Origin of the sequence: Methanobacterium formicicum DSM 3637, from assembly GCF_000302455.1 — an archaeon.
GTDB lineage: Archaea > Methanobacteriota > Methanobacteria > Methanobacteriales > Methanobacteriaceae > Methanobacterium > Methanobacterium formicicum_A.
The window spans coordinates 66,127-89,417 of record NZ_AMPO01000006.1 but is presented as its reverse complement, the minus strand read 5'-3'; the positions used below and the strand labels follow the sequence as shown (position 1 = coordinate 89,417).

At 37.7% G+C, this 23,291-nt stretch carries 22 protein-coding genes; 10 read left to right on the top strand and 12 right to left on the bottom strand.

What is annotated here, in order from left to right:
- Nucleotides 1–13 precede the first annotated feature (13 nt).
- Both A994_RS12930 and A994_RS12925 read right to left on the bottom strand, forming a co-directional pair.
- Complete coding sequence (locus A994_RS12930; RefSeq protein WP_004030912.1) at nt 14–529, bottom strand: hypothetical protein; 516 nt, start codon at nt 527–529, stop codon at nt 14–16.
- A gap of 169 nt (nt 530–698) precedes the next feature.
- The gene (locus A994_RS12925) at nt 699–3,680 is read right to left on the bottom strand and encodes an SBBP repeat-containing protein (RefSeq protein ID WP_004030910.1); all 2,982 of its coding nucleotides are present in this window, start codon (nt 3,678–3,680) and stop codon (nt 699–701) included.
- 1,230 nt (nt 3,681–4,910) lie between these two features.
- On the opposite strand from A994_RS12925, the gene A994_RS07825 reads away from it, so the two are divergent.
- The 3 genes from A994_RS07825 to A994_RS07815 all read left to right on the top strand — a co-directional run bounded on the left by A994_RS07825 (nt 4,911) and on the right by A994_RS07815 (nt 8,338).
- The gene (locus A994_RS07825) at nt 4,911–5,186 is read left to right on the top strand and encodes a hypothetical protein (RefSeq protein ID WP_004030908.1); all 276 of its coding nucleotides are present in this window, start codon (nt 4,911–4,913) and stop codon (nt 5,184–5,186) included.
- A 280-nt stretch (nt 5,187–5,466) separates the two neighbouring features.
- Complete coding sequence (locus tag A994_RS07820; RefSeq protein WP_004030906.1) at nt 5,467–6,819, top strand: MFS transporter; 1,353 nt, start codon at nt 5,467–5,469, stop codon at nt 6,817–6,819.
- Nucleotides 6,820–6,970: 151 nt separating this feature from the next.
- The gene (locus tag A994_RS07815; RefSeq protein ID WP_052309307.1) at nt 6,971–8,338 is read left to right on the top strand and encodes an MFS transporter; all 1,368 of its coding nucleotides are present in this window, start codon (nt 6,971–6,973) and stop codon (nt 8,336–8,338) included.
- A gap of 62 nt (nt 8,339–8,400) precedes the next feature.
- Here A994_RS07815 and A994_RS07810 read toward each other — a convergent pair whose 3' ends face one another.
- Nucleotides 8,401–9,114, bottom strand: coding sequence for a radical SAM protein (locus tag A994_RS07810; RefSeq protein ID WP_004030902.1), 714 nt, complete (start codon nt 9,112–9,114; stop codon nt 8,401–8,403).
- A 194-nt stretch (nt 9,115–9,308) separates the two neighbouring features.
- Here A994_RS07810 and nikR point away from each other — a divergent pair, with 194 nt between their 5' ends.
- A complete protein-coding gene (gene nikR / locus A994_RS07805) occupies nt 9,309–9,716 on the top strand; it encodes a nickel-responsive transcriptional regulator NikR (RefSeq protein WP_004030900.1) in 408 nt (135 codons plus the stop codon).
- 262 nt (nt 9,717–9,978) lie between these two features.
- Here the strand turns inward: nikR and A994_RS07800 are convergent, their stop codons facing one another.
- Nucleotides 9,979–10,782, bottom strand: a complete 804-nt coding sequence (locus A994_RS07800; RefSeq protein WP_004030898.1) for a nicotianamine synthase family protein — start codon at nt 10,780–10,782, stop codon at nt 9,979–9,981.
- A 283-nt stretch (nt 10,783–11,065) separates the two neighbouring features.
- On the opposite strand from A994_RS07800, the gene A994_RS07795 reads away from it, so the two are divergent.
- From A994_RS07795 to A994_RS07775, 5 genes are all read left to right on the top strand, one after another.
- Nucleotides 11,066–11,626, top strand: a complete 561-nt coding sequence (locus tag A994_RS07795; protein WP_004030896.1) for a GNAT family N-acetyltransferase — start codon at nt 11,066–11,068, stop codon at nt 11,624–11,626.
- Nucleotides 11,627–11,882: 256 nt separating this feature from the next.
- Nucleotides 11,883–12,557: a cobalt transporter CbiM gene (cbiM, locus tag A994_RS07790; protein WP_004030894.1), complete on the top strand. Its 675-nt coding sequence runs from the start codon at nt 11,883–11,885 to the stop codon at nt 12,555–12,557.
- On the top strand, nt 12,554–12,853 hold the full coding sequence (locus tag A994_RS07785) for a PDGLE domain-containing protein (protein ID WP_004030892.1): 300 nt from the start codon (nt 12,554–12,556) through the stop codon (nt 12,851–12,853). Before cbiM ends, A994_RS07785 begins: the two co-directional genes overlap by 4 nt.
- Nucleotides 12,854–12,940: 87 nt before the next feature.
- Nucleotides 12,941–13,771 (top strand): cobalt ECF transporter T component CbiQ, encoded by an 831-nt coding sequence (cbiQ, locus tag A994_RS07780; protein ID WP_004030890.1) that lies wholly within the window; start codon nt 12,941–12,943, stop codon nt 13,769–13,771.
- Between the two features lie 140 nt (nt 13,772–13,911).
- Nucleotides 13,912–14,910 (top strand): ATP-binding cassette domain-containing protein, encoded by a 999-nt coding sequence (locus A994_RS07775; protein ID WP_004030888.1) that lies wholly within the window; start codon nt 13,912–13,914, stop codon nt 14,908–14,910.
- Nucleotides 14,911–15,087: 177 nt separating this feature from the next.
- On the opposite strand, the gene A994_RS07770 is transcribed toward A994_RS07775, so the two are convergent.
- The 8 genes from A994_RS07770 to mcrD form a co-directional block, all read right to left on the bottom strand.
- A complete protein-coding gene (locus A994_RS07770; RefSeq protein WP_004030886.1) occupies nt 15,088–15,624 on the bottom strand; it encodes a UPF0254 family protein in 537 nt (178 codons plus the stop codon).
- 120 nt (nt 15,625–15,744) lie between these two features.
- Nucleotides 15,745–16,374, bottom strand: a complete 630-nt coding sequence (locus tag A994_RS07765; RefSeq protein WP_004030884.1) for a hypothetical protein — start codon at nt 16,372–16,374, stop codon at nt 15,745–15,747.
- Between the two features lie 379 nt (nt 16,375–16,753).
- Nucleotides 16,754–17,551, bottom strand: a complete 798-nt coding sequence (locus tag A994_RS07760; protein WP_004030882.1) for a Nif3-like dinuclear metal center hexameric protein — start codon at nt 17,549–17,551, stop codon at nt 16,754–16,756.
- Nucleotides 17,538–18,317 carry an SAM-dependent methyltransferase HcgC family protein gene (locus tag A994_RS07755; protein ID WP_004030881.1) on the bottom strand — a complete coding sequence of 260 codons (780 nt, stop codon included), beginning with the start codon at nt 18,315–18,317 and terminating at the stop codon, nt 17,538–17,540. The genes A994_RS07760 and A994_RS07755 overlap by 14 nt, the downstream gene beginning before the upstream one ends.
- Complete coding sequence (locus tag A994_RS07750) at nt 18,314–18,793, bottom strand: DUF3236 domain-containing protein (protein WP_004030879.1); 480 nt, start codon at nt 18,791–18,793, stop codon at nt 18,314–18,316. Before A994_RS07750 ends, A994_RS07755 begins: the two co-directional genes overlap by 4 nt.
- 128 nt (nt 18,794–18,921) lie before the next feature.
- The gene (gene hmdB / locus A994_RS07745; protein ID WP_004030877.1) at nt 18,922–19,962 is read right to left on the bottom strand and encodes a 5,10-methenyltetrahydromethanopterin hydrogenase cofactor biosynthesis protein HmdB; all 1,041 of its coding nucleotides are present in this window, start codon (nt 19,960–19,962) and stop codon (nt 18,922–18,924) included.
- A 178-nt stretch (nt 19,963–20,140) separates the two neighbouring features.
- Complete coding sequence (gene hmd / locus A994_RS07740) at nt 20,141–21,196, bottom strand: 5,10-methenyltetrahydromethanopterin hydrogenase (protein WP_004030875.1); 1,056 nt, start codon at nt 21,194–21,196, stop codon at nt 20,141–20,143.
- A 448-nt stretch (nt 21,197–21,644) separates the two neighbouring features.
- Nucleotides 21,645–22,124, bottom strand: a complete 480-nt coding sequence (mcrD, locus tag A994_RS07735; RefSeq protein ID WP_004030874.1) for a methyl-coenzyme M reductase operon protein D — start codon at nt 22,122–22,124, stop codon at nt 21,645–21,647.
- Between the two features lie 742 nt (nt 22,125–22,866).
- Between mcrD and A994_RS07725 the strand changes: the two genes are divergently transcribed.
- Nucleotides 22,867–23,253, top strand: coding sequence for a hypothetical protein (locus tag A994_RS07725; RefSeq protein WP_004030871.1), 387 nt, complete (start codon nt 22,867–22,869; stop codon nt 23,251–23,253).
- Nucleotides 23,254–23,291 lie beyond the last annotated feature (38 nt).

Sequence of the window (23,291 nt, the reverse complement as noted above, 5' to 3'; positions counted from 1 at the left end):
GAAACCACGGTTTTTATCTGCCAAAAATGCTCATTTGTAGCTTGCTTAGAGCACCACCTTCTTTGTAAGGGAAAGACATACCTATTAAACCAACAACCACCATTAAGCCAATCAATGCAGCAGGACCACCTGGTGAGGTATTTGAAGATCCAGTATTTCCACTGACCTCTTCAGAACCACCTGCAGAAGTAGTGGTGGCATTGTTATTGTCATTTACTGGAGTGTTAGTTGTTCCAGTTTGAGCAGATTCTGTTCCCCCGCTTGTACTTCCCGTACTTTTTGAAGTACTACCTGTAGAAACTCCGCTTGATGAACCTCCATATGTTGAAGTAGCACCTGAATCTGTTCCTGAAGAAGTAGATCCTGTTGAACCTGTGTCAGTAGTACCTGTATCCGTACCACCCCCGGTTCCAGGATCTGTAGGCACTTCTATAGGAGTTCCATGTCCCGGATGGGCTGTAACCGCACCACAAAAACAAAAAGTTATTGCTATCAATAATATCAGAAGAATACCTTCCTTTTTTATCAATTTAATGACATCATCTCCTTTATATTAAATATTTAAATTTCTTTTATTATGATGTATATAATATTTGTTATTACGATTTTGGATAATTAATCGTGATTTGTAATACAAATAAAAATTTTTAACTCACAAAGATTATTATAATTTAAAAAAAGAAAAAGGGGAAAATGGTTTATTTTTTGGATGTTGCCATTCCACCCACTAGCATCAAAACTGCCAGTACCAGCCCAACAAGTGGGAATCCAGTTGTTTGCATTGGCACTGTACTGCTGGCTGCATTTACACCTACACCAGAACCGGTTCCATTGGCGGTGGCTGCATTAACCGAAGCGTTGGAATTACCAGAAGTATCAACAGCTCTCTCACGAGTAGTAAGAGTCCGGTATAATACACTGCTTGCAATGGTTGGATCATAGGTAGTGGTGGTAAGCTGAGGCTGTAATCCGAAAACAGCTGCACTTAAAACACGCATATTAACACTGATATACGGGTCACCCACAGGCACAGTATCCATTGTCCAGATAACAGTTCTTGTGGCTTCATCGTATTCAACGTTACCCACATCCTTAGTGGCACCAATATATTCCAAACCCTCAGGTACAGTGAATCTCATCACTACATTGCGGGCTGCATCAGGCCCATCATTACTCAATTTGTAAGTAACAATAACCGTGTCGCCCACAGCAGGATTAGCCTTATTAGAACTGGTCCTAACATGCAGACTGGATTGTGGTACTTTTAGAGTTCCACTAGTACTGCTGGCCAAATGATCTAGATCTCCATCAAAAAAGGCCTGTACTGTGTAATTTCCACCAACAAGACTGACAGGGTAAGTCAGAGTAGCCACACCATTACCATTAGTAGTAGCATTGCCAGCGAACACACCATTAACCATGAACCGCACCGTTTTATTAGCGAGAGGAGCATAACCTAAAGTGTTAGCCTCTGAAAGCGTAGCAGTCAGATTAACAGTTGCATCTTTCTCTCCGGTAACATTACCAGTTGTGATCTGAGTAGGGTTCACGAATTTGGTGATGAACATGTCCCAGACACCGGTTCCGGTACCTTTATAGCCGTTATTTTTTTGGAATGCATCGGTTGTGGTTGGGAAATCTGCTGAGTTAGTGAATCCATATACATAGAATCCTCCTTGACCCAATACAAGGTTATTTGCCTGGTCTGTTGATGTTGCAGTTCCTGCAACTATGGTGTTTCCTCCTAGATAGGTACTGTAACTGAGTACTTTACCATCTGGACTGAGTCTACTCACGAAAGCATCATAGTTACCTGCGTTGGTTGTTTGGTAGGCGTTAGGTGTGGTTGGGAAATCTGTAGATGCCGTTTGTCCGGCTACATAAATAGTTCCGTCACTGTTTACTGCAATACCTGTTCCTGCATCATCCCCATTTCCTCCGAGGAGGGTGCTGAAGATTAAAGCCCCATTGGTATCCAGTTTGGTTACAAATGCATCTCCGTTGTTTTCATCAGGACCTTTGTAGGTTCTTTGGTAGGCACCTTCAGTGGTTGGAAAATTGGAAGAATAAGTTTCTCCGGTGATGTAAGCATTTCCTGCAGCATCCACCGTTAATTTAACTCCCTGATCAGCACCAAGTCCACCTAAATAAGTACTGTAGATAAGTGCTGTTCCATTTGGGTTCAATTTGGTTACGAAGGAATCCTGTGATCCTCCTCCAAAGATGTTTTGGAAGGCATTTTTAACCGGGAAATCCATAGAACATGTTTCTTCTCCAACAATGTAGGCACAACCTGCGCTGTCTATTGCAATGTCGAGTGGTTGTTCAGCCTGGCTTCCTCCAAGGTAGGTACTGTAAATGAGAGCAGTTCCAGTTGAGTTCAGTTTAGTGATAAAAGCATCAAAACTATCCTGGTATACCTGATCAAATTCATCTCCATTATGCCAGACAGGACCACCTTTAGTGGTTTGGAATGCACCTTCAGTGGTGGGAAAGTCCGGGGAATTGGTTATTCCAGTAATATATGCACATCCTGCATTGTCCACTGCAATACCCCAACCTCTGGTGAGGATTGTTCCTCCGAGGTAAGTGCTGTAAACCAGATTTCCAGTTGAGTTCAGTTTAAACACAAAGGCATCGGTTACATTACCATAAATTCTGTCGTAAGCGCCTTCTGTAGTTGGATAATCAGCAGATTGTGTGTGTCCTGTGACATAAGCGTTTCCTAAAGCATCCACTGCCAGGGAATTAGGAGTTTCTCTAAGAGTTCCGCCTAAAATGGTGCTGTAAATTAAATTTCCATTACGATCCATTTTAACCACGAAAACATCATAGTTTCCGCCTGGACCAATTCGAGTCACACCACCAGTAGGGGCGGGGAAGTCATTGGGACTTGTGTTCGCTGATTTAGTCACACCAGATATGTATATGTTACCCTGTTCATCCACAAATATTCCTTTTCCTTTTTCCCACTCACTTCCTCCGAAGTATGTGCTGTAATTTAGGAAGGGATTGTTAGGTAGAGATAGGATAGTGGCATTGTCCTGAGAAGAGGCATACCTTAAATCACCCTTGAATATAGCTTGTAAATTGTATATTCCGGTAACAGTAGGAGTGTATGCATAGGTAGCCACACCACTACTATCTGTGGTTCCAGTACCCACCACGGTTCCGTTGACTGAAAACTGGACAACTTTACCCTGAATGGGGTTGCTGCTGGCATCTTTTAAGAGAGCATTCAAATTCGCACTCTGGTTAGGAATTCCTTGAACATCATTTACAGTGAGTTGTGTTGATTGCTGACTGTTGTTCACATTCAAAAGAATAGTATAACTTCCAGTCAATCCTTCCAGGTTGAGAGCCGTTGCTTTGACACTGTATTGCCCATTGGGAGTGTTACTAGTATCCCAATCATAACTCCAACCATCATTTGGATTGTTATCGGTGGCCACATGACCATCACTCACATTAAAAACAACTTGGGTAATTTCACTATGACTTTCAGCCGTCGCATTAATATGAACTGTTCCGTTCACCTGCGTGTTATGTTGTGGGTTTGTAATAGTCACTGCAGGATAATTTGAATCATGCGCAGTTACAGAACCACAAAAACACAACGCAAACACCAAAACAATGAACAAAAGAATTCCACTTCTTTTTATTTGTTTTTGTTTTTTCATCATTTTCACCTCCTATTTTATTTAAACAAAAAAATAATTGAATAATATTATATTTATATATTGTTATTACAAAATTGTTATCCGCCACCATATAATAATAAAAATAATGATAAATATCATATAAAATAATGTTAGGAACCGGTAACTGACGACTATAAGTAATACTGATTTTGCATCCACCCATCATGACATGTAGCCCAAAAAATTTTAATGAACTGACATTTGAAAAGTACTAAATATACCATGATTTCATCGACAGAATACCCATTTTCTCATGGCTTAAAGTAAAAAATATAGATAAATAGAAAACTTAATGAGTTAAAAACAAATTAAAAGATTTTACAATACATATAAGATCGAAATTTTAAAATTTTAGGTCTTTCAAGTCGTTTATGATTCTAAATTTTAAAATGAACTTGAGATAAAAGGAACTTAAGATTTACAAGCAGAAAATACCATTATAACCAAGATAGTACCCCCTATAACATAGTTATTAGTTAATAATAAGTATTACAAATTAATATCCAGATACATCTTAAGAAACATTAAACATCCCATTAACCCCCTCAACTCAGGATCATAATATAAATTCAAGATATCAGGATTCATTAGTAATACATTATTTTATACAATGATTAATTATTTATATCAGATCAACTAACTGATAATAGTCTACAACCATTTCAACTCCCATTGTTTTGCCACATGGCGAGGGTCAGGGATCTGACTATCCACCAATACAATCCTTGAAAAACATTTTCAGATCCCTGATGATATTTATTTTTAAAGTTTTTATTTTCAATCAACCCCCATAAACTGATCATACCCCAATGATACGATCCACCCCAATGATACGATCTATTACATTTTTTAATACATCAACCCCTAAATGGCACAGCATAGTAATAATAAAAAACAAATAGAAAGTCTTAAATAAGAGCGAGTCCCATGCATTGATTGTACGAATAACACCAAATAAATTATTACTTCAAGGGTGATGAGAGGTGTTTTTGTATTAATCGATGAACTTGCCATTTTCCTCCTGCAAGACGTCTCCAGCAGGGATCACATCAGATCCCTTCTGGCAACATTATATGGGGCATCAAATTTTATTAATCTGCTCAAATGTATCCTATCCACACTGATGCCCCCTATAATCTATTTTCATATATTTTCCAGAATTTCAAAAACACAAAATACCATTTCATTTAAGTTTCAATAGGTGTCACAATGAGAAATAAATCCATTGAAAAAATAACAGTCATGAAAGAATTAGAAAGAATGGAAAAAAAACTAGATGACGGTGCTAATATGGTTTGGACTAATTTTCCATACAGTGTATCTAATCTAGCAGTTATTCGAAGTTCCCTGAAGGAATTAGAACTTTGTAATGAAAATTTCCGTATAAGTTTTGATGAGAATGATATTTTTATTGAAAAAGATAAATTTTTCATTGCAAAGGAAGAGGATTTGAAATTTAATAAAAATACAGAAAGTCCTTGTTGAGGCCCCCAAATACAATTTAAATGTTTTTTTCTCCTATTTATTTATTTTTATTAGACTAAACCATTTTTTATGCAATAAATTAAGTTTTAACTATTATAAATAAGTTGAAACTGTTCTAAATAAGTTTTAACTATTATAACTAAATTTTAACCACCCATTTTTAAGTTTACTTTTTTAGTAGTGCTCATTATTACGTTTTCCAAAAAACCCCCATATTAGTAATACTTAATTAAAAATATTTATTTATGAATGATACATTAAGTTCATGGGGAGGTAAAAAATGTTTGATAACTTGAGAACAAGAATACTGGCAGTTATTTTCACCGGAGCTATTTTGATTGCAATAGATGGGTCAACCATTAGCCCGATTCTGGAATCAATACAGAAATCATTTGGAGTTAATGAGAGTGTTATAACCTGGATATTCAACATGGAAATCCTGTTTTTACTACTGGCAACTCCGATAATGGCTAAACTATCCGACAAATATGGTCGAAAAAATATATATGTTTTAAACGCAGTTTTATTCTTAATTGGAACATTAACCGTGGCGTTTTCCCAGTCCTTTGAAATGTTACTTGTTGGAAGGGCATTGCAGGGTATAGGTGCAGTTTTATCAGTACTGGCCATCACAATAATTGGAGATTACTTTGATGAAACCCGTGGTACAATACTGGGTGCTTTTGGAGTTATAATAGCCCTGGTGTATGCTTTGGGGCCCGCTATATCTGGTTTCCTGGTGAGTTTTGGATGGCACTGGGTTTTCATAATAAACATACCCGTGGCAGCCCTGGTGGTTCTCCTGGGTTACTACCTTTTACCTGCAAGTAAAACCACCGAAAAATATTCTAGTTTCGACTGGAAGGGTATGACCTTCCTGGGAGTAGCCATTGCATCTATTGCTTACTTTATATTCAATCTCAGTGGAGAGGCATCAGCAAACACTCAGTATTATACACTGAGCATATTCATCCTGGCCCTTATTGGATTCTGGTGGGTGGAAAGAAAAGCCCTGGAACCAATTCTTCCCCTTGGTCTTTTAAAAAGAAAAGACACCCTGATTGCAAGTGTGGTAACCCTGGTGGGTTACCTGGCCATGGCTGGAACTTACTACTTCTCTACTTACGCATCCATGGCTTTCAACCTCAGTTATTCAACAGCGGCCTACATGATACTGCCCATGACCATTGCATCCCTCATAACCACACCAGTGGTGGGTAAACTCCTGGATAAAACCGGAGCCAAACCTATAATGGTGGTGGGTGGAGTCTTAACAGCAATTGGAATGCTGATCCTGAGCTACTCATCCAACCTTTACGTATTCGCATTTTCACTGGTACTCATAGGTATTGGGAATGCTTCCATAGTTGGTAACGCTCTTTACTACATTTTCCTGGATGAAACCGGAAAATCAGAAAGAGCATCAGGCCAGGCCCTTTTAAACATACTCCTGAACACCGGATCACTTTTAGGTGGGGCAATTTTAGCCTCGGCCCTGGACTTTACTGCTTCGGGTGCTGCTTCCTTCCGCCATGTTTACCTCTATCTGGCAGTGACCTACGTGGTCTTAACTGTTCTGTCACTGGGACTTAAAGGCAGAATTTCAGGAAGTAAAAAAACAGTTGAAGGATAATCAACAATTTATCCATTTTCATTTTTTTTATGATTCTGTTGATGAATCCGGAAAAGTAACAGATTTTAGGAAATTAAATGACATTCAAATAAAGTTAGATGAGATTTAGGAAAGGCTAGGGGATTTATGAATAAAAATAGGAATGATATGGATGTTTAATAGTCTTAGAACAAGAATATTGGCAGTTATTTTTGCAGGGGCCATACTTATTGCCATAGATGGATCCACAGTATACCCTATGTTAGAAGCAATACAGGACACTTTTGCAGTTAACAAGAGCACAGTAACCTGGATTCTCAATATTGAAGTGATATTTATAATGTTGGGAACTCCTTTGTTTGCCAAGTTATCCGACAGATATGGTAGAAAACCAATATACCTCACAAGTGCCATATTATTCTTATTAGGAACCATAACTGTCTCATTTTCCCAGTCATTTGAAATTTTACTTATTGGAAGGGCATTACAGGGTTTGGGGGCTGTGTTATCAGTACTTGCGGTTACCATTATTGGAGACTACTTTGATGAAACACGTGGTACAATACTGGGTGCTTTTGGAGTTGTGATATCCTTAACATATGCTCTGGGTCCTGCAATAGCAGGTTTTTTCGTAGATATTAACTGGCACTACGTGTTTATGATCAACATACCAGTAGCCCTGGCAGTGGTTTTGTTGGGTTACTTCCTTCTCCCTGCAGGTAAACCACTGCAAAAACACAGAAGTTTCGACTGGAAGGGTATGAGCCTACTAGCCATCAGCATCAGCACATTATCTCTTTTAGTATACAGTTTTAAAGGAAACTGGCTCACTGAAATTGCATATGATGAAATGATTTTATTCCCTCTCCTGATCATATCACTGGCACTATTCTGGTGGGTTGAACGAAAAACAGACGAACCTATTCTACCTATTGGTCTTCTGAAACAGAGAGACATTCTCATAGGAAGTTTAGTTGCTCTTTTAGGTTTCCTGTTCATGGCTGGAACCTACTATTACTCCACGTTTGCCCGGCATGCTTTCAATCTTAGTTATTCAGATGCAGCTTACTTAGTGCTGCCACATACCATTGCTGCCATGGTGGCAACCATAATTGTGGGTAAACTCCTTGATAAACTGGGAGCCAAACCAATTATGGTAGCCGGAGGAGCCATAGCCGTTTTTGGAATGCTACTCATGAGTTACTCTCCCACTCCATTCATTTTTGCCCTGGCTGCAGTGATTTTTGCCATAGGCAACGCAGGTATACTGGGTCAGGCCCTTTACTACCTGTTCCTAGATGAAACTGACAAATCAAAAAGAGCATCAGGCCAAGCCTTGTTAAGTATATGTTTAAATGTAGGGGCACTTTTGGGAGGAGTAATAATAAGTAAATTCCTGGATTTCAGTGCCTCTGCTGCAGGAGTTGATTCTTTCAGAGATATGTACTTCTTCCTGGCCCTATCCTACGTACTGTTAACCATTCTAGCCATATGTCTTAGGGGCAGACTTTTCTCAAATAAGAAACCAGCTAAAGGATAAATTTGTGAAATCTAAATGGTTAACCTTTCTTATTTTTTTTAAATTATTAAACTAAATTAATGTTAAGCTACAGTAATTTTTTGATATTCAGGGTTTTTCTGAATCATTTTAACATATTCATCCGGTGATGGGAACCAGGAGAGATTAACATTCTCTAAATATTCTTCTGCAGCACTTTTTCCTTTGAGAATTTCGTCATAAGTTGGCAAACGCCATGAAACTCCAGGTACAGGGATGTAACCAGTTATATGGTAAGTTATTTCAGGATCCAGTTTTGCAATGAATTCTGCAATACTTGAGATTTCATCCGCTTCCACCAGTCCTGGAATGTAGACACTGCTGGCATCAACATCAACTCCCCTTTCATAAATAGTTCTGAAATTTTCCAAGACCGGTTTATTGGACTGGCCAGTGAATCTCTGGTAAAAATCCTCAGAAAAACTTTTTATACTCACGGAAATAGCATCAATACTCTCAGGAGGTAGTTTAAAACCATTAGAGTGACCTATCTTGGTATAAACTCCCAGTTCATTCTTTGTAAAATCAGTTAGTTTGGAAAGTTGAGGGTAGGTGGTTATTTCTCCCCCTACAAAATGTGCACGTTCTATATCCAATTCACATAGTACTTTTTTGATTTCATCAAGCTTTAGGAATTTTTCCGGTTTTGATCTGCCTTCCAGTTTATACAAACACCAGTTACAGTTGAAGTTACACCCATAATTGTGGAGATTTGCTCTTTTAAATTCCTCTGAATAGGTTATTTTATGGATTGCCATTAAAAACACCGTTAATGAAGTTTAAAAAGTGTGATCCTGGAAAATTATTAAAAGTTTGGTAGCACCTATTCCAGGATCGTGCTACCTTTATAGGTTTTGATATAAAAACCTTCCGATAGCAAACTTTTTAATGAGAGTAGCACTATGTCAATATAAGGATTAAAAGTAAATTAAAATGAAAATGAGGGTTAAATATGGTTGTAGAAAGAGTGGGAGTATCTTTTGAACCAGAACTCCTGGAAAAATTTGATAAATTGCTTAAAGTCAAGGGTTACACCAATAGATCGGAAGCTATCCGTGACCTTGTCCGGAAATCAATAATAGAAGCCCATATTGAAAGTGAAGATGAAGACATCGTTGGAACCCTGACTATAATCTACGATCATGATGTGGGAGACGTTACCAATGAATTGCAACATTTTCAACATTTCCATTTAGGTGAGATCATAGCAACCACCCATGTTCACGTAGAAAAACATGCCTGTCTGGAAGTTTTGGTAGTTAAAGGAAAATCAAAAAGTATACAAAAATTAACAGACCACATAAAAGCCATTAAAGGAGTAAAGCACGGCGAACTGGTTATTACTAAATCAACAGTTTAATAATCACACAGGAGATATTATTGAATACCTATTAAAAACATAAAATTAAAAAACTAATTTTAGTCCTTTATTCTTATTGATCCTATCCAGATTATCCTCTTAGCTTAGAAATTAGCCCATAAATCCAGCAGGAACAAGTAAAGTACCCTTTTTAAATCCATTATTGAATATTTCACCCATAATCCCAGGACTACTATTAGTTTCCAATTTTTAACATGGTCAATCCTTAAAATCTGTAAATTACATGGTTTAACCATGGAATTTAGACAACTTTTCGGATTAGCACAGAGGTGTTGTTAACCTTACCCGTGGGAAGGATCATCACTTCTTTGTGGAAACCACGGGTGGCCTTCTCGGTAACTGGAGAATAGAGAATAGCCCTCATACCTGTGTAGGTCCTGTATAGGACTGGAGTTACTGTATCCACTGCTTCCCAGACATTGGCAAATACCCTCTCCTTGGGTTCGGCCAGGGCTGCCACCATTACCACAGTGTAATCAATATTCCGTAAACTGGTTTCATCACCCAGCACCACTTCTATCTCAGATTCCAGTCCTAATTTTTCAATAACCTTGCGGGATAGTTTAGCCACCTCGGGCAATACCTCCACACTCACGCACCGGGCTTTGAATATTTTATTTAGGAGGATCAATGTCAGGGGGAGTGGCCCTCCACCAATGAAAACCACCTTCTGTTCTGGGGTGAATTTCACCAGCTGGTTTTCGTTTCTTAAAAGACCCTGGTATCGCTGGTAGAAATGGAAAGATTCCAGTGTTTTCCAGGGATCATCTGATTTTAAAATTGATTTAGCATTGTCAGTTTCCAGTCTGGCCCCTAACCCCACATAGAACTTTCTGATTAATTGAAGTGCCTCATTCATCTTTTCATCATCTAGGATATGTTTGGCTGAGTCAAAATCAATCTCCTGATCATGGGCAATTTCTTCCACAGAATCAAGGAGAGGTATGATCTCATCCAGAGGCATTTCATCCACGGTATAATCCCCATAACCTTTAAGGGAATTTGCAATTTCTTTAATTTTATCCCAGTATTTATAACAACTCATATTCAGTCTCCGTAAAGCAATACAAACAATCTATAAAGGTATTTCAAATTCTAAAATTAAATGGGTTAATGAATTCTATAAATAACTTTTATACGTTTTGTGGTTATAGCTATTTAACCTTATCAATTAACATTGTTTTTAATTCCACTTAATTTGATACGAAAATTTTATATACCAAATATTAGTTCTTCATTAATATAAAAAAAATTATTGTTATTACAAAATAGGTCCAAACAGCCAAAATAGTAATAATATTAAGATCAAAATTAATGGAGAATTGAATATGAGCTACTTTGAAATAAAAAGGCTCCAAGAAGAGCATCTTGCCCAGTACGATGTTGAAAAATTCCTTTTTAAAATGATCAAAGCAGAATACGGTTATGGCTTTGTTCCAGAATACCACCAGGACATAATAGATCTGGAAAAATACTATCTCCATCCAGAAAGAAACAACTTTTTCCTGGCCATAGACCCCTGTACTGAAAAAGTTATAGGAACACTGGGTATTCGAGCTTACGATAAAAATTTCCCATTATTTAAAAACATTTACAATTCCCAGAATACTGCCAGCATATGGAGGGTTTTTGTGGAAAAATCCTGGCGCAGGAAGAAAGTCGCATCAACCTTAGTCCACAGTGCAGAAGATTTCTGTCAGAGAAATGATTATGAAAAAGTGTACCTCCACACCCATAAAACAGTTGAAGGTTCCCTAGATTTCTGGATTTCCAGTGGTTACCACGTAGTATCCGACACTGAAAATCATCTTAAAACTGTTCATATGGAGAAACTAATAGAGAATAAAACCAATGTAAAGGATGCTAACGAAGTAATGGTTTTCCAATGATAAAATAAAAGATGTGACTAGGATTATCATGAAAAAAATGATTATGACCCTTTTTTAACAGGTTTTTTATACAAAAATTATTACTTTGCCTCCTTAAAATCCAATCAAAGTAATACCAATAGAAAAGCTTATAATATGCATCATGTTAAGGTACTATGAAGATAAAAGCTTTCATAAGTATTACTAAATCTCTTTTACACCGGTGATAAGTAATACTTAAAAAAGCTTTCCAAGTAAAAAAAGGAGGCAAAAAAATATGCATATACCAGATGGTTTTATTCCTTTGTGGCAATGTGCTATCTACTACGTTATACTTATAGTAGCATTGTACTTCGCCCAGAAATGGGCAAGGGAAAATCTTGATGAAAAAGCTGTTCCATTACTAGCAGTTTTAGCCGCCGGTATATTTGCCATAATGTCCATGAACATGCCCATACCATTTGGGACCAGTGGACACATGGTAGGCGGAGCTTTAGTAGCTATTGTATTCTGCGCCCCAGAGGCAGCAATTATTGTATTCACTCTTGTACTACTAGTACAGGGTCTGTTCTTTGGAGACGGAGGCATAACCGCGTTGGGTGCAAATGTACTTAACATGGGAATTATAGGCGGTTTTGTAGGACTTTACACCTTTAAAGGACTGAGAAAACCAATAGGAAAATATCCTGCAATATTCATTGCATCATGGTTATCTATCTTCCTGGCAGCCGAAGCAGTTGCTGTGGAAATGTGGCTGGCTGGAACTTTCCCATTAGTAGCTGGACTGGCATCCATGGGAATATACCACGCATTCATAGGTATTATTGAAGGTGTGTTAACTGTTGTAGTAATCATGGCTCTGGAAAAACTAAGACCTGATCTGCTTGCTTGGAACCGTAACAAAAAGATTGGTGAACCTAAATCCGAAACCGGTGAGGTGGCTGCCAAATGAGTACCAAAGATAAATACTTCGTTATTGGAGGGTTAATTGTTTGTCTGGTAATCGCATTTATGTCACCGTTTATAGCTTCACCAGATCCTGATGGTTTGGAAAAATCAGCAGAAAACATTGGTGTTGGTGAAACAGAACCTTCTATCCAATCACCTTTCCCTGATTATACAATAGAGGGTTTGGATAAAATTGGTGAAATAGCAGCTCTGGCTATAGGTATCATTGTAACGCTGATAATAGCCTACCTAGTAGCACTGTTGCTGCGAAGAAGGAACCCACCAGAAACATCTCCATAATATATTTTTTTATTTTTTTATTAAATCTTTTTTTAAGGGAAGAAATACCATAAAATTATAATATTTTCAAAAAAAGGAGATTCTTTTATGAATGGAGTAGGCTCAGTAAGAGAGCTTGAAAAAGAAACAGATAAAGATAGTCCCCTTCATTCCATGGACGGAAGAGTTAAGTTAATCTTATTGATATTCATCATTGTTTATGCAGTATTTTCCACTCAGATAATGGTCATGTTGTTCCTGGAGATTTACCTTTTAATATTGATTTACATTTCCAATGTTTCATTCAAAACTTCTCTAACCCGAATTCTATTACTCCTACCATTCGGGGGGTTTATAATCCTGTTCCAACCATTCATACACCCCGGTAATGTGATCTGGTCCGGAGCCTTTGGAATACATATAACAGATGGAGGCCTGATGTGGGCAGCACTCTTAATGTCCAGGCTTATAGTAGCCCTCACATCCATTGTGCTTTTAAGTTCCATAAGCCCCATGCAGGAAGTTGTGGAATCCTTCCGGAAACTGGGTATGCCCAGGGAATTTGCCATGATATTAAGTCTCATGATCCGCTTCCTGTTTATGTTCTACGATGAACTGCACCGGATTACCCACGCCCAGAAAGCCAGATGCTTTGATGCATTCAATAAAAAACTTCCATATAAATGGAGAATGAAACAGATGGGTTATACCGTAGCCATGATGTTTCTTCGGGCCTATGAACAGGGAGAAACAATTTATCTGAGCATGGCCAGCCGGGGATTCTCGGATAAATCAAAACTATACCATGACCGAAAGAAGAAAATCGGATCAGGGGATTACGCCTTTATTGCCTCCACCTTGGGACTGGTAGCCTGTTTACAGATTTTAGCCATGTCCTTCTTTTACCAGTGGGGATTTTTAGGGATGAACATTGTCTAGTACCAAGTAGAAGATGGATTATGAAGATTAATATGAAAATTGACTAGGTATGAAGATCTTAAATTGAACACGTCTTAAATTGAACATAATCATTAAATTGAACAATAATAGACAGACAGAGAGATCACTGGAGAAATTAAATGACCAGAACAATTATTCAAACAGAAAACATGTGTTTCACCTATCCTGATGGCACCTCTGCCCTTCACAACATAAATATTGCAATTGAAGAAGGTGAAAGAGTAGCCATAGTTGGTTCCAATGGTGCTGGTAAATCCACCCTCTTTGCACACTTCAACGGTATAAATCAACCCACTTCTGGATTGATAAAAATTGATGGCAAACCCGCAGTTTATGAAAAAAAGGAACTGCTCCAGATCAGGCAGAAAGTAGGTATTGTCTTCCAGAACCCTGATGATCAACTGTTTGCACCCACAGTAGTAGAGGATGTGGCCTTTGGCCCTATGAACCTGGGACTTTCCGAGGAAGAAGTGGATGAAAGGGTGGAAGAAGCCCTTGAAATGGTGGGAATGAGTGGCTTGGAAAAAAAAGCACCACACCACCTCAGCGGGGGTCAAAAGAAAAGAGTGGCCATTGCCGGTATCCTGGCTATGCGCCCGGAGATCATGGTACTGGATGAACCCACCACTGGACTGGATCCCAAGGGTGTGGAACAGATCATGGAAATACTCTACAAGTTAAGCCATGAAGATATGAGTATAATCATTGCATCCCACGACGTGGAGATGGTCACCCAGTTTGCAGACAAAATCTTCGTACTTCACGAGGGTCAAATAATAGGTCAGGGTACTCCCGAGGAAATATTCAACAACTACGAAACCCTTAAAAAAGCACATTTAAGGCCCCCAAAATCTGCAGAACTTCTGCATATGCTTAAAAGTAATGGGGTGTCCTGTGATGTTAAATTAACAGTTGAAGAAGCGTATCATGAAATATTACATACCATTGGTGCAGAATCTTTCCATAATCTACTGCATTTAATTAAAAATCAACTTCATCACCGTCTTTTGCATGAATTAGGTGAGGAAAACTATCACAAAATGTTACACATTCTGGAAGAAGAACAGATAAATCATCAAAACTCCATAACTCATCAAAAATTCAATAATCATGAATAAAACAGATTAAACTGTTCTTCTCTTCTTTTTGACTAAATTCCATATTTAGTAGAATTATCTTCAGGAAATTACCTTCAAGGAGAATTATTTTATTTCCGTTTATGTTATGGAATAACTTAAAATCCCCTTAACAAACCTAAAAATCTGTTTTTAACTTAAAACGATTGTTTTACAATTTTAATCAGACTTAAAATTTTTTTCTATTTCATAATGTCGCAGGACACTTTCTAAAAGCATAAATGTTTTTTTTATCCCTGATTTCTGCCTTGCTAGGAGCTGATTGGAGTTAGAAGAACAAAGATCAGCAGATACATCTGAAGTAGTTTTAACTGTTAATTTATCAGTTACAATAGAAATACCTCCCCTACCAATTCCTGCTGTGGTTCCTATCCCAATATCTGCCCCAGTTATTTCTTTAACTGCTCTAGCCATCAGCACCGCCACTTCCAGGTCATCTTCCTCCTGGTAAACTTTTATACCGTTTATCAGTTTTTGTGGTTGAGGAGGGTTAACCTTTAAGACTGATTTAACTGCAGATAATGTGGGGATGAACATCCCGCAAAGGAGGATCAATTCGCCACGGCGATCTTTTAACCATTTCAGGTTAAGTGATTTAGGACCGAATTCACCATGATACCCCTGTATAGCTGCATGTATTTCTCGGGCAATGATTCCATGGGTGAAGCATTCGGCAGTGGCAATTGTTATTGTCATATTTATCAACAATATATTGGATATTATTAACAGTTCAATCCTGTTAAACTAATTGGTTTTGAATGATTCATTTACGTACTTTAAATTAATATCGGATTTTTTTAGAAATGGTTAACATCATTAAATGATCTGCTGTAACGCTTTTAGGATTTCCATGGTCATTCTCCGGGCAATCTCATCCAGCACATATGGTGTAACTGGTTCTGAGTCCCTGATGAATTTTCCAGTGGTTATTAGAGTGTGGTTTTCTTCTATGCCTTCTGCTCTTAATTCATCAGCCACAGGATTATCATGATCTGCTGAAGATATGTCCATCACCTTTATTTTCTCATTTCCTATTCCAAAAACTCCAGCCGTGCTTATGGTTCTTGCACCAATTTCATGTGCTCTTTTTATAATGGCTGCTGTGGTAGGGATGGTATTTCCCCCGGCTATTTCCACACAGACCACATCCCTCTGGATTAAGTCTAAGTTTTTAGGGGTGATATCCTGCTTGATTGGTATAACTTCTTTAATGCCACATAGATCATGCAGAAGATCCACCTTGTATTCTCCCAGTTTACCCCCTAACATCTTGAAAATCAGGTCTCCCTGGGAGATTTTTTGAGAATCAATTGCAGTTATTTTCTGGGGACCTCCCCTGTGTACCTGGGCTAAATTAATCCCAGTTCTTATTCCCAGTCTTCCCAGTCCAACCAGGGTGACATGGCCTTCTGGGATTTTATTATTTTCAATTTCTTCGATTTTCATTTGGATACCCATAGATTTTTTTAAAGTGATGAATTTGAGTAGTTTAAGTAGTAGAAACAACAAAAAAATAGAACAATAGGGCATCTAACTCTTGTGATACATTTGAGCGAAAAATGTTAATAATCATCAGATGCCCTAACATTCACCCAATATCCGGATTTTTTTTACATTGAAAGTAATACATCCTTCTATTGAACTTGGGGAGGAGGTATTTATGAGCTAAACCGTCCTCAAAGAATTATATAGTACTAAGTACTATAAATACTTTATCTTATAAAAGTATTACTTTTTCTCTGGATTCATCTTTCTTTTTATGATTTTTAAAGAAAATATATCGATTTTTAATTCAATAAATCTTAATTAAGGATTTATTTTCATCTTAAACCTTCAAATTCTGACAATTGATATGTTCCCAGGGCTTCCCCGGGTCCAGATAATCTGTTTTAATTCCTAGTTTACCAATTAATTGACAGAGTCGAATTAAACCCGGAACTTCTGTTGCCTGATGAGTGGCATCAACCAGGGTGATCCCCAGTTTTCTGGCAAGAATACTTCCAGGATGGGTTAAATCACCAGATAATAATAGATCAACACCTTTTTCACTGGCCAATTGTATATAGTGAGTATTCAAACCGAATCCAGATATTATAGCTACTTTTTTTAAGGTGTTTTTGTTTCCCTTTACCAGGTTAATATTATCAACTGGGATTGACCTGGAAACGTTTCTGAGGAACTCTTCCAAGTTATATCCTGTACTAATGCTGTTTTTTTTGGAATTACCCCTCCTTTTGGAATTACCACTCCTTTTGGAATTACCCATTCTATCAGTATTACAGATTCTACCTATTCCGGTCTCAGATTCCAGGATATCGATAACTTCAAGTTGGAGGGATTCAGCCAGGGCATCACAAGCACCGCCCTGGACAATATCCCAGTTGGAATGGATGATGTAAGTGGGAATGGTTGGAGTAAATAGTGGTGGATGGTGACAAACTAAGAGATCTGCGTCTGTTGTATCTGGGATTATTCCAGGAATAAGATCTAAAACTACTAATGCGTTTTCCACCTCGATTTTCTCCGGATGGCCCGGGCCAATGAATCCTACTGGATCATCCTTTAAAGCTAATTTAAAAGGGACTTCTTCCTCTATGTATTGGAAAAGTTCAGATGCTAACATCAGCCACCACAGAATCAATTTTTTGCAGGTATTCTTCCATTGTATCATCTGGAGAGATGGGTTGCAGAGCAGATATGATCATTGCAGGTTCTGTCATGAGTTTTGTGAATTTAGGGTAGTTTTTTTCTTTAAAAAGGACTCCCTCATAAAAATTCATACCAGCTACCCCGTAAAGAACTCCCTTACTTTTTAATAAATCATGAAGGGAATTTCTGAGGATTTCAATGGTCATGGTCATGGTTCCAGAAGTTTTTGTATTCAAACCACCGGTTTTAAGGATTCCCTTATACTGAGAGCTGGCCAGTTCTAAGCGTTCTGTTATGTTGCTTTTTTCCATGATACTGTTATCGCTACCATCAGAGGTGGGATCTTCTACCATGAATAAGGATACATCGGAATTTACAAATTCCCTGACTGATTCTGGGCTCAATCCCCCCAGACCGGTGGTGTCAATCACCAGGTCCGCATCACTGATCCGGGTTAAATCATCTGTAAAATGAACCCCATCACCCAGAAGAGATTCAAGGTGGGGGTGGATATCAATAACTGTGACCTTTGAAAACTCTTTAAATCGTTCAGCCAGTTTCATCCCGGTGATATAAGCCCCTACAATAACTGTCCTATCTATATTTACATCCAGTGATTCTACCCAGTTGAGGGTGGCTTCACATTTAACATCACCGATTTGGTTTATGATATCTCCGGTTTTCATTCCGGAATACATGGTGTATACCTCTTCAGTGATTCCCCTTTCCTTGATGATCATTCCACCACCATAAATCCAATTCTCAAAAGAGCATGGGTTATTTCATCTCGGACTGCATCTTCTACTTTCTTACCATGTAGAATATGGGAGGGTGATGTGGCTGCAGATAATATTCTACCTTTTTTATCCATTATCACCAGTAATGATCCAGAACCTGGAACTCCCAGGCGTCCTCTGGCAATTACCAGATCACAATCACAGGTATCCAGGGCCATGAGGGCTTTGGTAATGGCAGGAGTTCTTGATAGATCTGCAGAGTTGGTGTGTATACACAAATGCTCAGCACTTGGTAAATTGAATTTGGTTAAAACTTCATTTATGGCCTTTGTTTTTACTGTGTTTCTGTTGGGAACCACGATTCTCTTACAGGAGCGGATGTGTTTTTGGAGTGATAATAATTCCTCTTCTGTATCACCAAATCGTTCCCCTTCAACAGATTCTGCATAGGCATTTTTGATTGTTTTCTCGAAATCCATGGAATAACCTGCTTTTTTCTAGTATCTACAACTGTAACCTGTTATTTCTATTTGATATTTTAATTTCTCATTATATTCCAATGATCCCCTTATATGCCATTATTTTAAGTAAATCTCTTCATATCTCATTATATCTCAGTGATTCCCACTTCTTTAACCGGGCATGGGATTTCATTAATTTCGGGGTTAAGTCCAAGTTCTTTAATGGTGCTAATAACTTCTTTAAGGTTTCCACAACTTGGAGAACCAACCCCCTTAACATCCAGAGGATAGTCGTCTGGAATTACAGTTGCAACATTATCTGCTCCGGATAACAATGAAAACTTAACATTTTCCGGGCCAATGGTGGGGGTGGGAACAGTGATCCGTAAATCATTGAACATCAATCTGGTTATAGCAATGGTTTTCATCTGTTCAATCAGTGAACAGGGCGGATGATCTGCCATGGGTGTGTCTAAATAAGGATTAAAGCCCATAATTGGTATTTCACCCAGGGTGGAGAATTCTTTAAGTAAAAACAGATGGTTTACACGGTCCTGGTACGATTCGCCAACTCCAATAAGCAGACCAGATGAGAGTTCTATATCCACGTCGTTTACCATTTTACATACCATTAACCTGTCTTTAAGTAGTTCACCAGGTTTTAGATGATTGAATAGTTTCTGGTTTATTGTTTCAAGGTTACAGCACACTGTGTCAGTCTGGTATTCTGCAAGTTGTTTCAGGGCTTCATTATTTAGATCAGAACCAACATTCACCAGCAACTCCAGTTTGGTGTTTTCTTTCACAATCTTTGCCGCTTGAACAGCATGCTCTCCGTTGTATCCATGGGCGCCGGAGCAGCTGACCCGGGGAATTCCAGATCTTTCCACAGATCTGGCGGCCATTAATATTTCATCTTCTGTTTTTGTGAAAGAATGATAGTATCCTTCAGAGGAGGTTTTAGCTGCAAAACCACAGTATTTACATTTTGGGGTTACTTTACATAAATTGGTTAAATGAACAGTTGAGGTGAGTTTAATACTCCTGTTTTTGGAATCTCGTAGTTTTGAAGCAGCTTCAAAAATTTTAAGGGTGTTTTCATGAGATTTTGTTCTGAACAATTCCAGAACTTCATCTTTTCTTAAATCTTCTTCATTTAACGCCCTTTTGATAATTTTGTTTATCAATTTAGCACCTGATGTGTTTTTTATATGTTTTGAGAGTAAGACTTATGATGAACTTCCAATCATTAGCCTATTAAAATATGAAGCAATGAGTGTTGGAATTTAAGTTGAAAATTTTCATGTAATCATTTTTATTTTCATTTTTCCCTGTTTTTTTAAAAAAATAAAAAGGGTGGTCTGTTTATATGTTACAGGTTGGTCCCTTTCCTTTTCTGTTTTCCAGTACTTCCAGGACTGAAGGTAAGACATCTGCGGCAGCACCGAAGTTCATGGAGTCTGCTGTTCCCAGGAGTGCTCCGGGGTCCAGTTTTTCTTCCATGTGGTCAATTCCCACACTGTTCATCAGATCGGTTACCTGGGTCAGTGATTCTTTGGCCATCATCTGTGCGAATCCTGCTGGAGCGCCCAGTATGTTCATTACTGAGTCACGGTAGCTCAATATTCCAGCGTAGGTTATGGCAGTGAGTGCCGAGCACATGTCACACACTGGACCTAATAGTTCTGCAGGGAGTTTGAAAGCATCCCCACGGGCTGCTACACCCCAATCAACCAGTTTACAGATGGCATCTTCAGAGGCGTAACCTTCTGCAATGTACACCTGTCCTTTCATTTCAGGTACTGCTCCAGGGTGATACGAAGATACATTGACTTTTGGTGCAATGTTCATTTCATCACTTGATAGGTCTTCGAATATTTTCTGGAACATAGTGGTAGGCACTGTACAGGCATGGGTTAAGATAGCGCCTTCTTTGAGGTTATCGGCGAATTCCTTGATGATTCCCATCTGCATGTCACCCTTAGGGAACCAGGTCATGACCCAGTCTGCATCCTGAACTGCTTCGTTATCATCGGTGGTGACTTCAAAACCAAGATCTTCAGGGTGTGTGAAATGAATAGCTCCTTTAGGTGGCTTTGGAAGGTCTTTAGCTACTGCATTGACTTTTTCCCTGATCTGTGGCATTATGCTTTCAGGATCTTTTTTATGAGCTTCAATAACTGCTTCGTATTCAAAATCATCAATGACAGTGAAGTCATTGTCAAATACCGGATCTGATACCACTATTTCATCTATGCCTGCTAATTCCTTGAGTTCTGCCCCCATGGCAATGGTGGAATGAGTCATGGCTATTTCTGGTTTTCCAACTTGTTCTGCTACTTCGCAGGCTCGGCTGAAGTTGGTTATCCCACTGGCTGCGTGGGTTCTATAACAACCGGCCCCCAATATTGCAAGTTTCATACTATCACTCCTTTTTTCTATCAAATAGTAATAATACTACCATTTTTTGTAGTACAAAATAAGATAGTCTAATTGTAATATAAATGTTTTGATTTATATCACAATCTTTGAATATTAGAGAATAATATAATAAAATTTAATTACTTAATCATAAAATGTCTTTACTAAATGAATATTCTTTATTATATAAACATAGTATCCATTAATCCCCTATACATCGTGGACCCAACCTCTAAGCCCATAAAATTACTATTTTTATAAAAAGAACAATTTTAATTTGATTAATTTAAACCAGTATTTACTCTGGTTAATGAAAAAAATAAACGATTGAAAATAATAGATGTTATTGAAAATAGTAGGGACTTTAAAAGCCCCTGTTACCTATGATGACCCTCATATTTGCAATTCTGGTTTAATTGATTCTATTAACCGATATTTCTTCAAAATATTATTTTTTGATAACTGTCGCTCTTTCATGGATCAGGGCATTTTGATCAGTTAAACCGATCATCTCATCAGGCAAGTGTTCTAAACTAGCCCCATATTTAAGTCCATCAGTCACTGTTTTCTGTTTACGGATGAAAGTTCCTTCACTTATGTTAAATCCAAAAGGTAGATGCCTGGCACATATTTCCCTTATGTTATCGTGGAACTGATCAGGATCTTCTATTTCGGTTGTTTTAACTTCAATTAAAACTCGGCCAGTTTTAACATGCAAATCAATTTTTTGACCCTTAATTGTGATGAACCTGGATTCTTCACCAGTTTCTGAAATTGACATTCTTCTCCCATGTAGAACTATCCTATTAACCTCATTTATACCATCCAAGTCAAGTAATAGCTTTTCAGTAGTTTCACAACCCAACAAACGGTGGGGAAATATTTCAATATCTGTTACCTGATTTTCAACATCACTTTCAATATCCATTTATTTCAACTCCAGTTTTATTTTATAAAGATTTAAATTATAGACCCCAAACATAACATACAAACATTTTGGACCTTTTCCATTGGAATTCAATCGCTACTTCCAATATTTGCCTATTTCTTAAATCCCAAACCCCCTAAAAATATTGTAAAGGAATTCACAGGAATCAAGAGAATTCACAGTGCATTGATGAATTTAAAAGGAGACTTATAAAGTCTCCTTCTCTGTAGGAAGGAATTGACAGTAAATGGTGGCATTCCATTCACACATGTCATAACCAATAGTAATAATATAACTAATATTAATTTTATTACTAATGGTTAGTCTCATAAGAAGTAGTAAGAACTATATAAGATTTACGGTTACTCTGATTAACGGAAGCAATGCCCCATTTTTGCATATCTCATTTTTATCTGGAAAAATTGTTAATAAATAATGCCAGAATAATAATATTTTTTTACAAAATCCCATTTAAAAAAACTTCCATCCAGAACCCTATTTCCACAAATTGCACCAATATCCGTTTATTTACCAAAAATACAATTATTACCCCAACCTCAAAGAAAATTAAATGATGGGCCTTTTAATAGTTTACCAATTTTTTAAAATTTAAATACAATATTAATGCTATTAATCACTTTTTACGACCAAATAACTGCAAAGAATCTATTTTAATAACCAAAACCTTTATAAATGTAATACTACTTAGGTCTTTATTAATCATCACGGAGGTAATATAAAAATGATAACAAGTAATACAAACTTGAATGTTTGTGTAAATAAAATCAAGATGATCAGGCCAGGGAACAATCCAAGAAGCTGTGATCTAAACCTAAATGTCGATTGGACTATTGAATACAATAGAACAGATGAAGGAGACATGGGATACGTTTGTACATTAGATGCAATGGGTGAAATGCCACTCAAATTTGCAATACAGGGTTTCTTAGAATGTGAAACCCAAATAGAAGATTTAGAAAAACGTTCAGATGAACTTTCACCACTCATTCTGGATAAATGTATGAACACCATGGTAAATATTGTAAACGCCACCAACAACAGCATAATCACCATTAACACTGTTCCAGAAGTTTATTTAAACTGTGTTTCCAGTGAGTTCAAAAACTAGACTTTAACACTATTTAAAACTTTGAATATTATTTAAAC

Bases quoted from the DNA above. Each gene is read 5' to 3' on its own strand.
- A994_RS07815 (WP_052309307.1), top strand. From the start codon at position 6,971: ATGTTTAATAGTCTTAGAACAAGAATATTGGCAGTTATTTTTGCAGGG.
- A994_RS07760 (WP_004030882.1), bottom strand. From the start codon at position 17,551: ATGTTAGCATCTGAACTTTTCCAATACATAGAGGAAGAAGTCCCTTTT.
- hmd (WP_004030875.1), bottom strand. From the start codon at position 21,196: ATGAAACTTGCAATATTGGGGGCCGGTTGTTATAGAACCCACGCAGCC.
- A994_RS07810 (WP_004030902.1), bottom strand. From the start codon at position 9,114: ATGGCAATCCATAAAATAACCTATTCAGAGGAATTTAAAAGAGCAAAT.
- cbiQ (WP_004030890.1), top strand. From the start codon at position 12,941: ATGAATGGAGTAGGCTCAGTAAGAGAGCTTGAAAAAGAAACAGATAAA.
- mcrD (WP_004030874.1), bottom strand. From the start codon at position 22,124: ATGGATATTGAAAGTGATGTTGAAAATCAGGTAACAGATATTGAAATA.
- A994_RS07755 (WP_004030881.1), bottom strand. From the start codon at position 18,317: ATGATCATCAAGGAAAGGGGAATCACTGAAGAGGTATACACCATGTAT.
- A994_RS12925 (WP_004030910.1), bottom strand. From the start codon at position 3,680: ATGAAAAAACAAAAACAAATAAAAAGAAGTGGAATTCTTTTGTTCATT.
- A994_RS07765 (WP_004030884.1), bottom strand. From the start codon at position 16,374: ATGAAAATCGAAGAAATTGAAAATAATAAAATCCCAGAAGGCCATGTC.
- A994_RS07800 (WP_004030898.1), bottom strand. From the start codon at position 10,782: ATGAGTTGTTATAAATACTGGGATAAAATTAAAGAAATTGCAAATTCC.
- A994_RS07825 (WP_004030908.1), top strand. From the start codon at position 4,911: ATGAGAAATAAATCCATTGAAAAAATAACAGTCATGAAAGAATTAGAA.
- A994_RS07820 (WP_004030906.1), top strand. From the start codon at position 5,467: ATGTTTGATAACTTGAGAACAAGAATACTGGCAGTTATTTTCACCGGA.
- A994_RS07795 (WP_004030896.1), top strand. From the start codon at position 11,066: ATGAGCTACTTTGAAATAAAAAGGCTCCAAGAAGAGCATCTTGCCCAG.
- nikR (WP_004030900.1), top strand. From the start codon at position 9,309: ATGGTTGTAGAAAGAGTGGGAGTATCTTTTGAACCAGAACTCCTGGAA.
- A994_RS07785 (WP_004030892.1), top strand. From the start codon at position 12,554: ATGAGTACCAAAGATAAATACTTCGTTATTGGAGGGTTAATTGTTTGT.
- A994_RS07775 (WP_004030888.1), top strand. From the start codon at position 13,912: ATGACCAGAACAATTATTCAAACAGAAAACATGTGTTTCACCTATCCT.
- A994_RS07725 (WP_004030871.1), top strand. From the start codon at position 22,867: ATGATAACAAGTAATACAAACTTGAATGTTTGTGTAAATAAAATCAAG.
- A994_RS07750 (WP_004030879.1), bottom strand. From the start codon at position 18,793: ATGGATTTCGAGAAAACAATCAAAAATGCCTATGCAGAATCTGTTGAA.
- cbiM (WP_004030894.1), top strand. From the start codon at position 11,883: ATGCATATACCAGATGGTTTTATTCCTTTGTGGCAATGTGCTATCTAC.
- A994_RS07770 (WP_004030886.1), bottom strand. From the start codon at position 15,624: ATGACAATAACAATTGCCACTGCCGAATGCTTCACCCATGGAATCATT.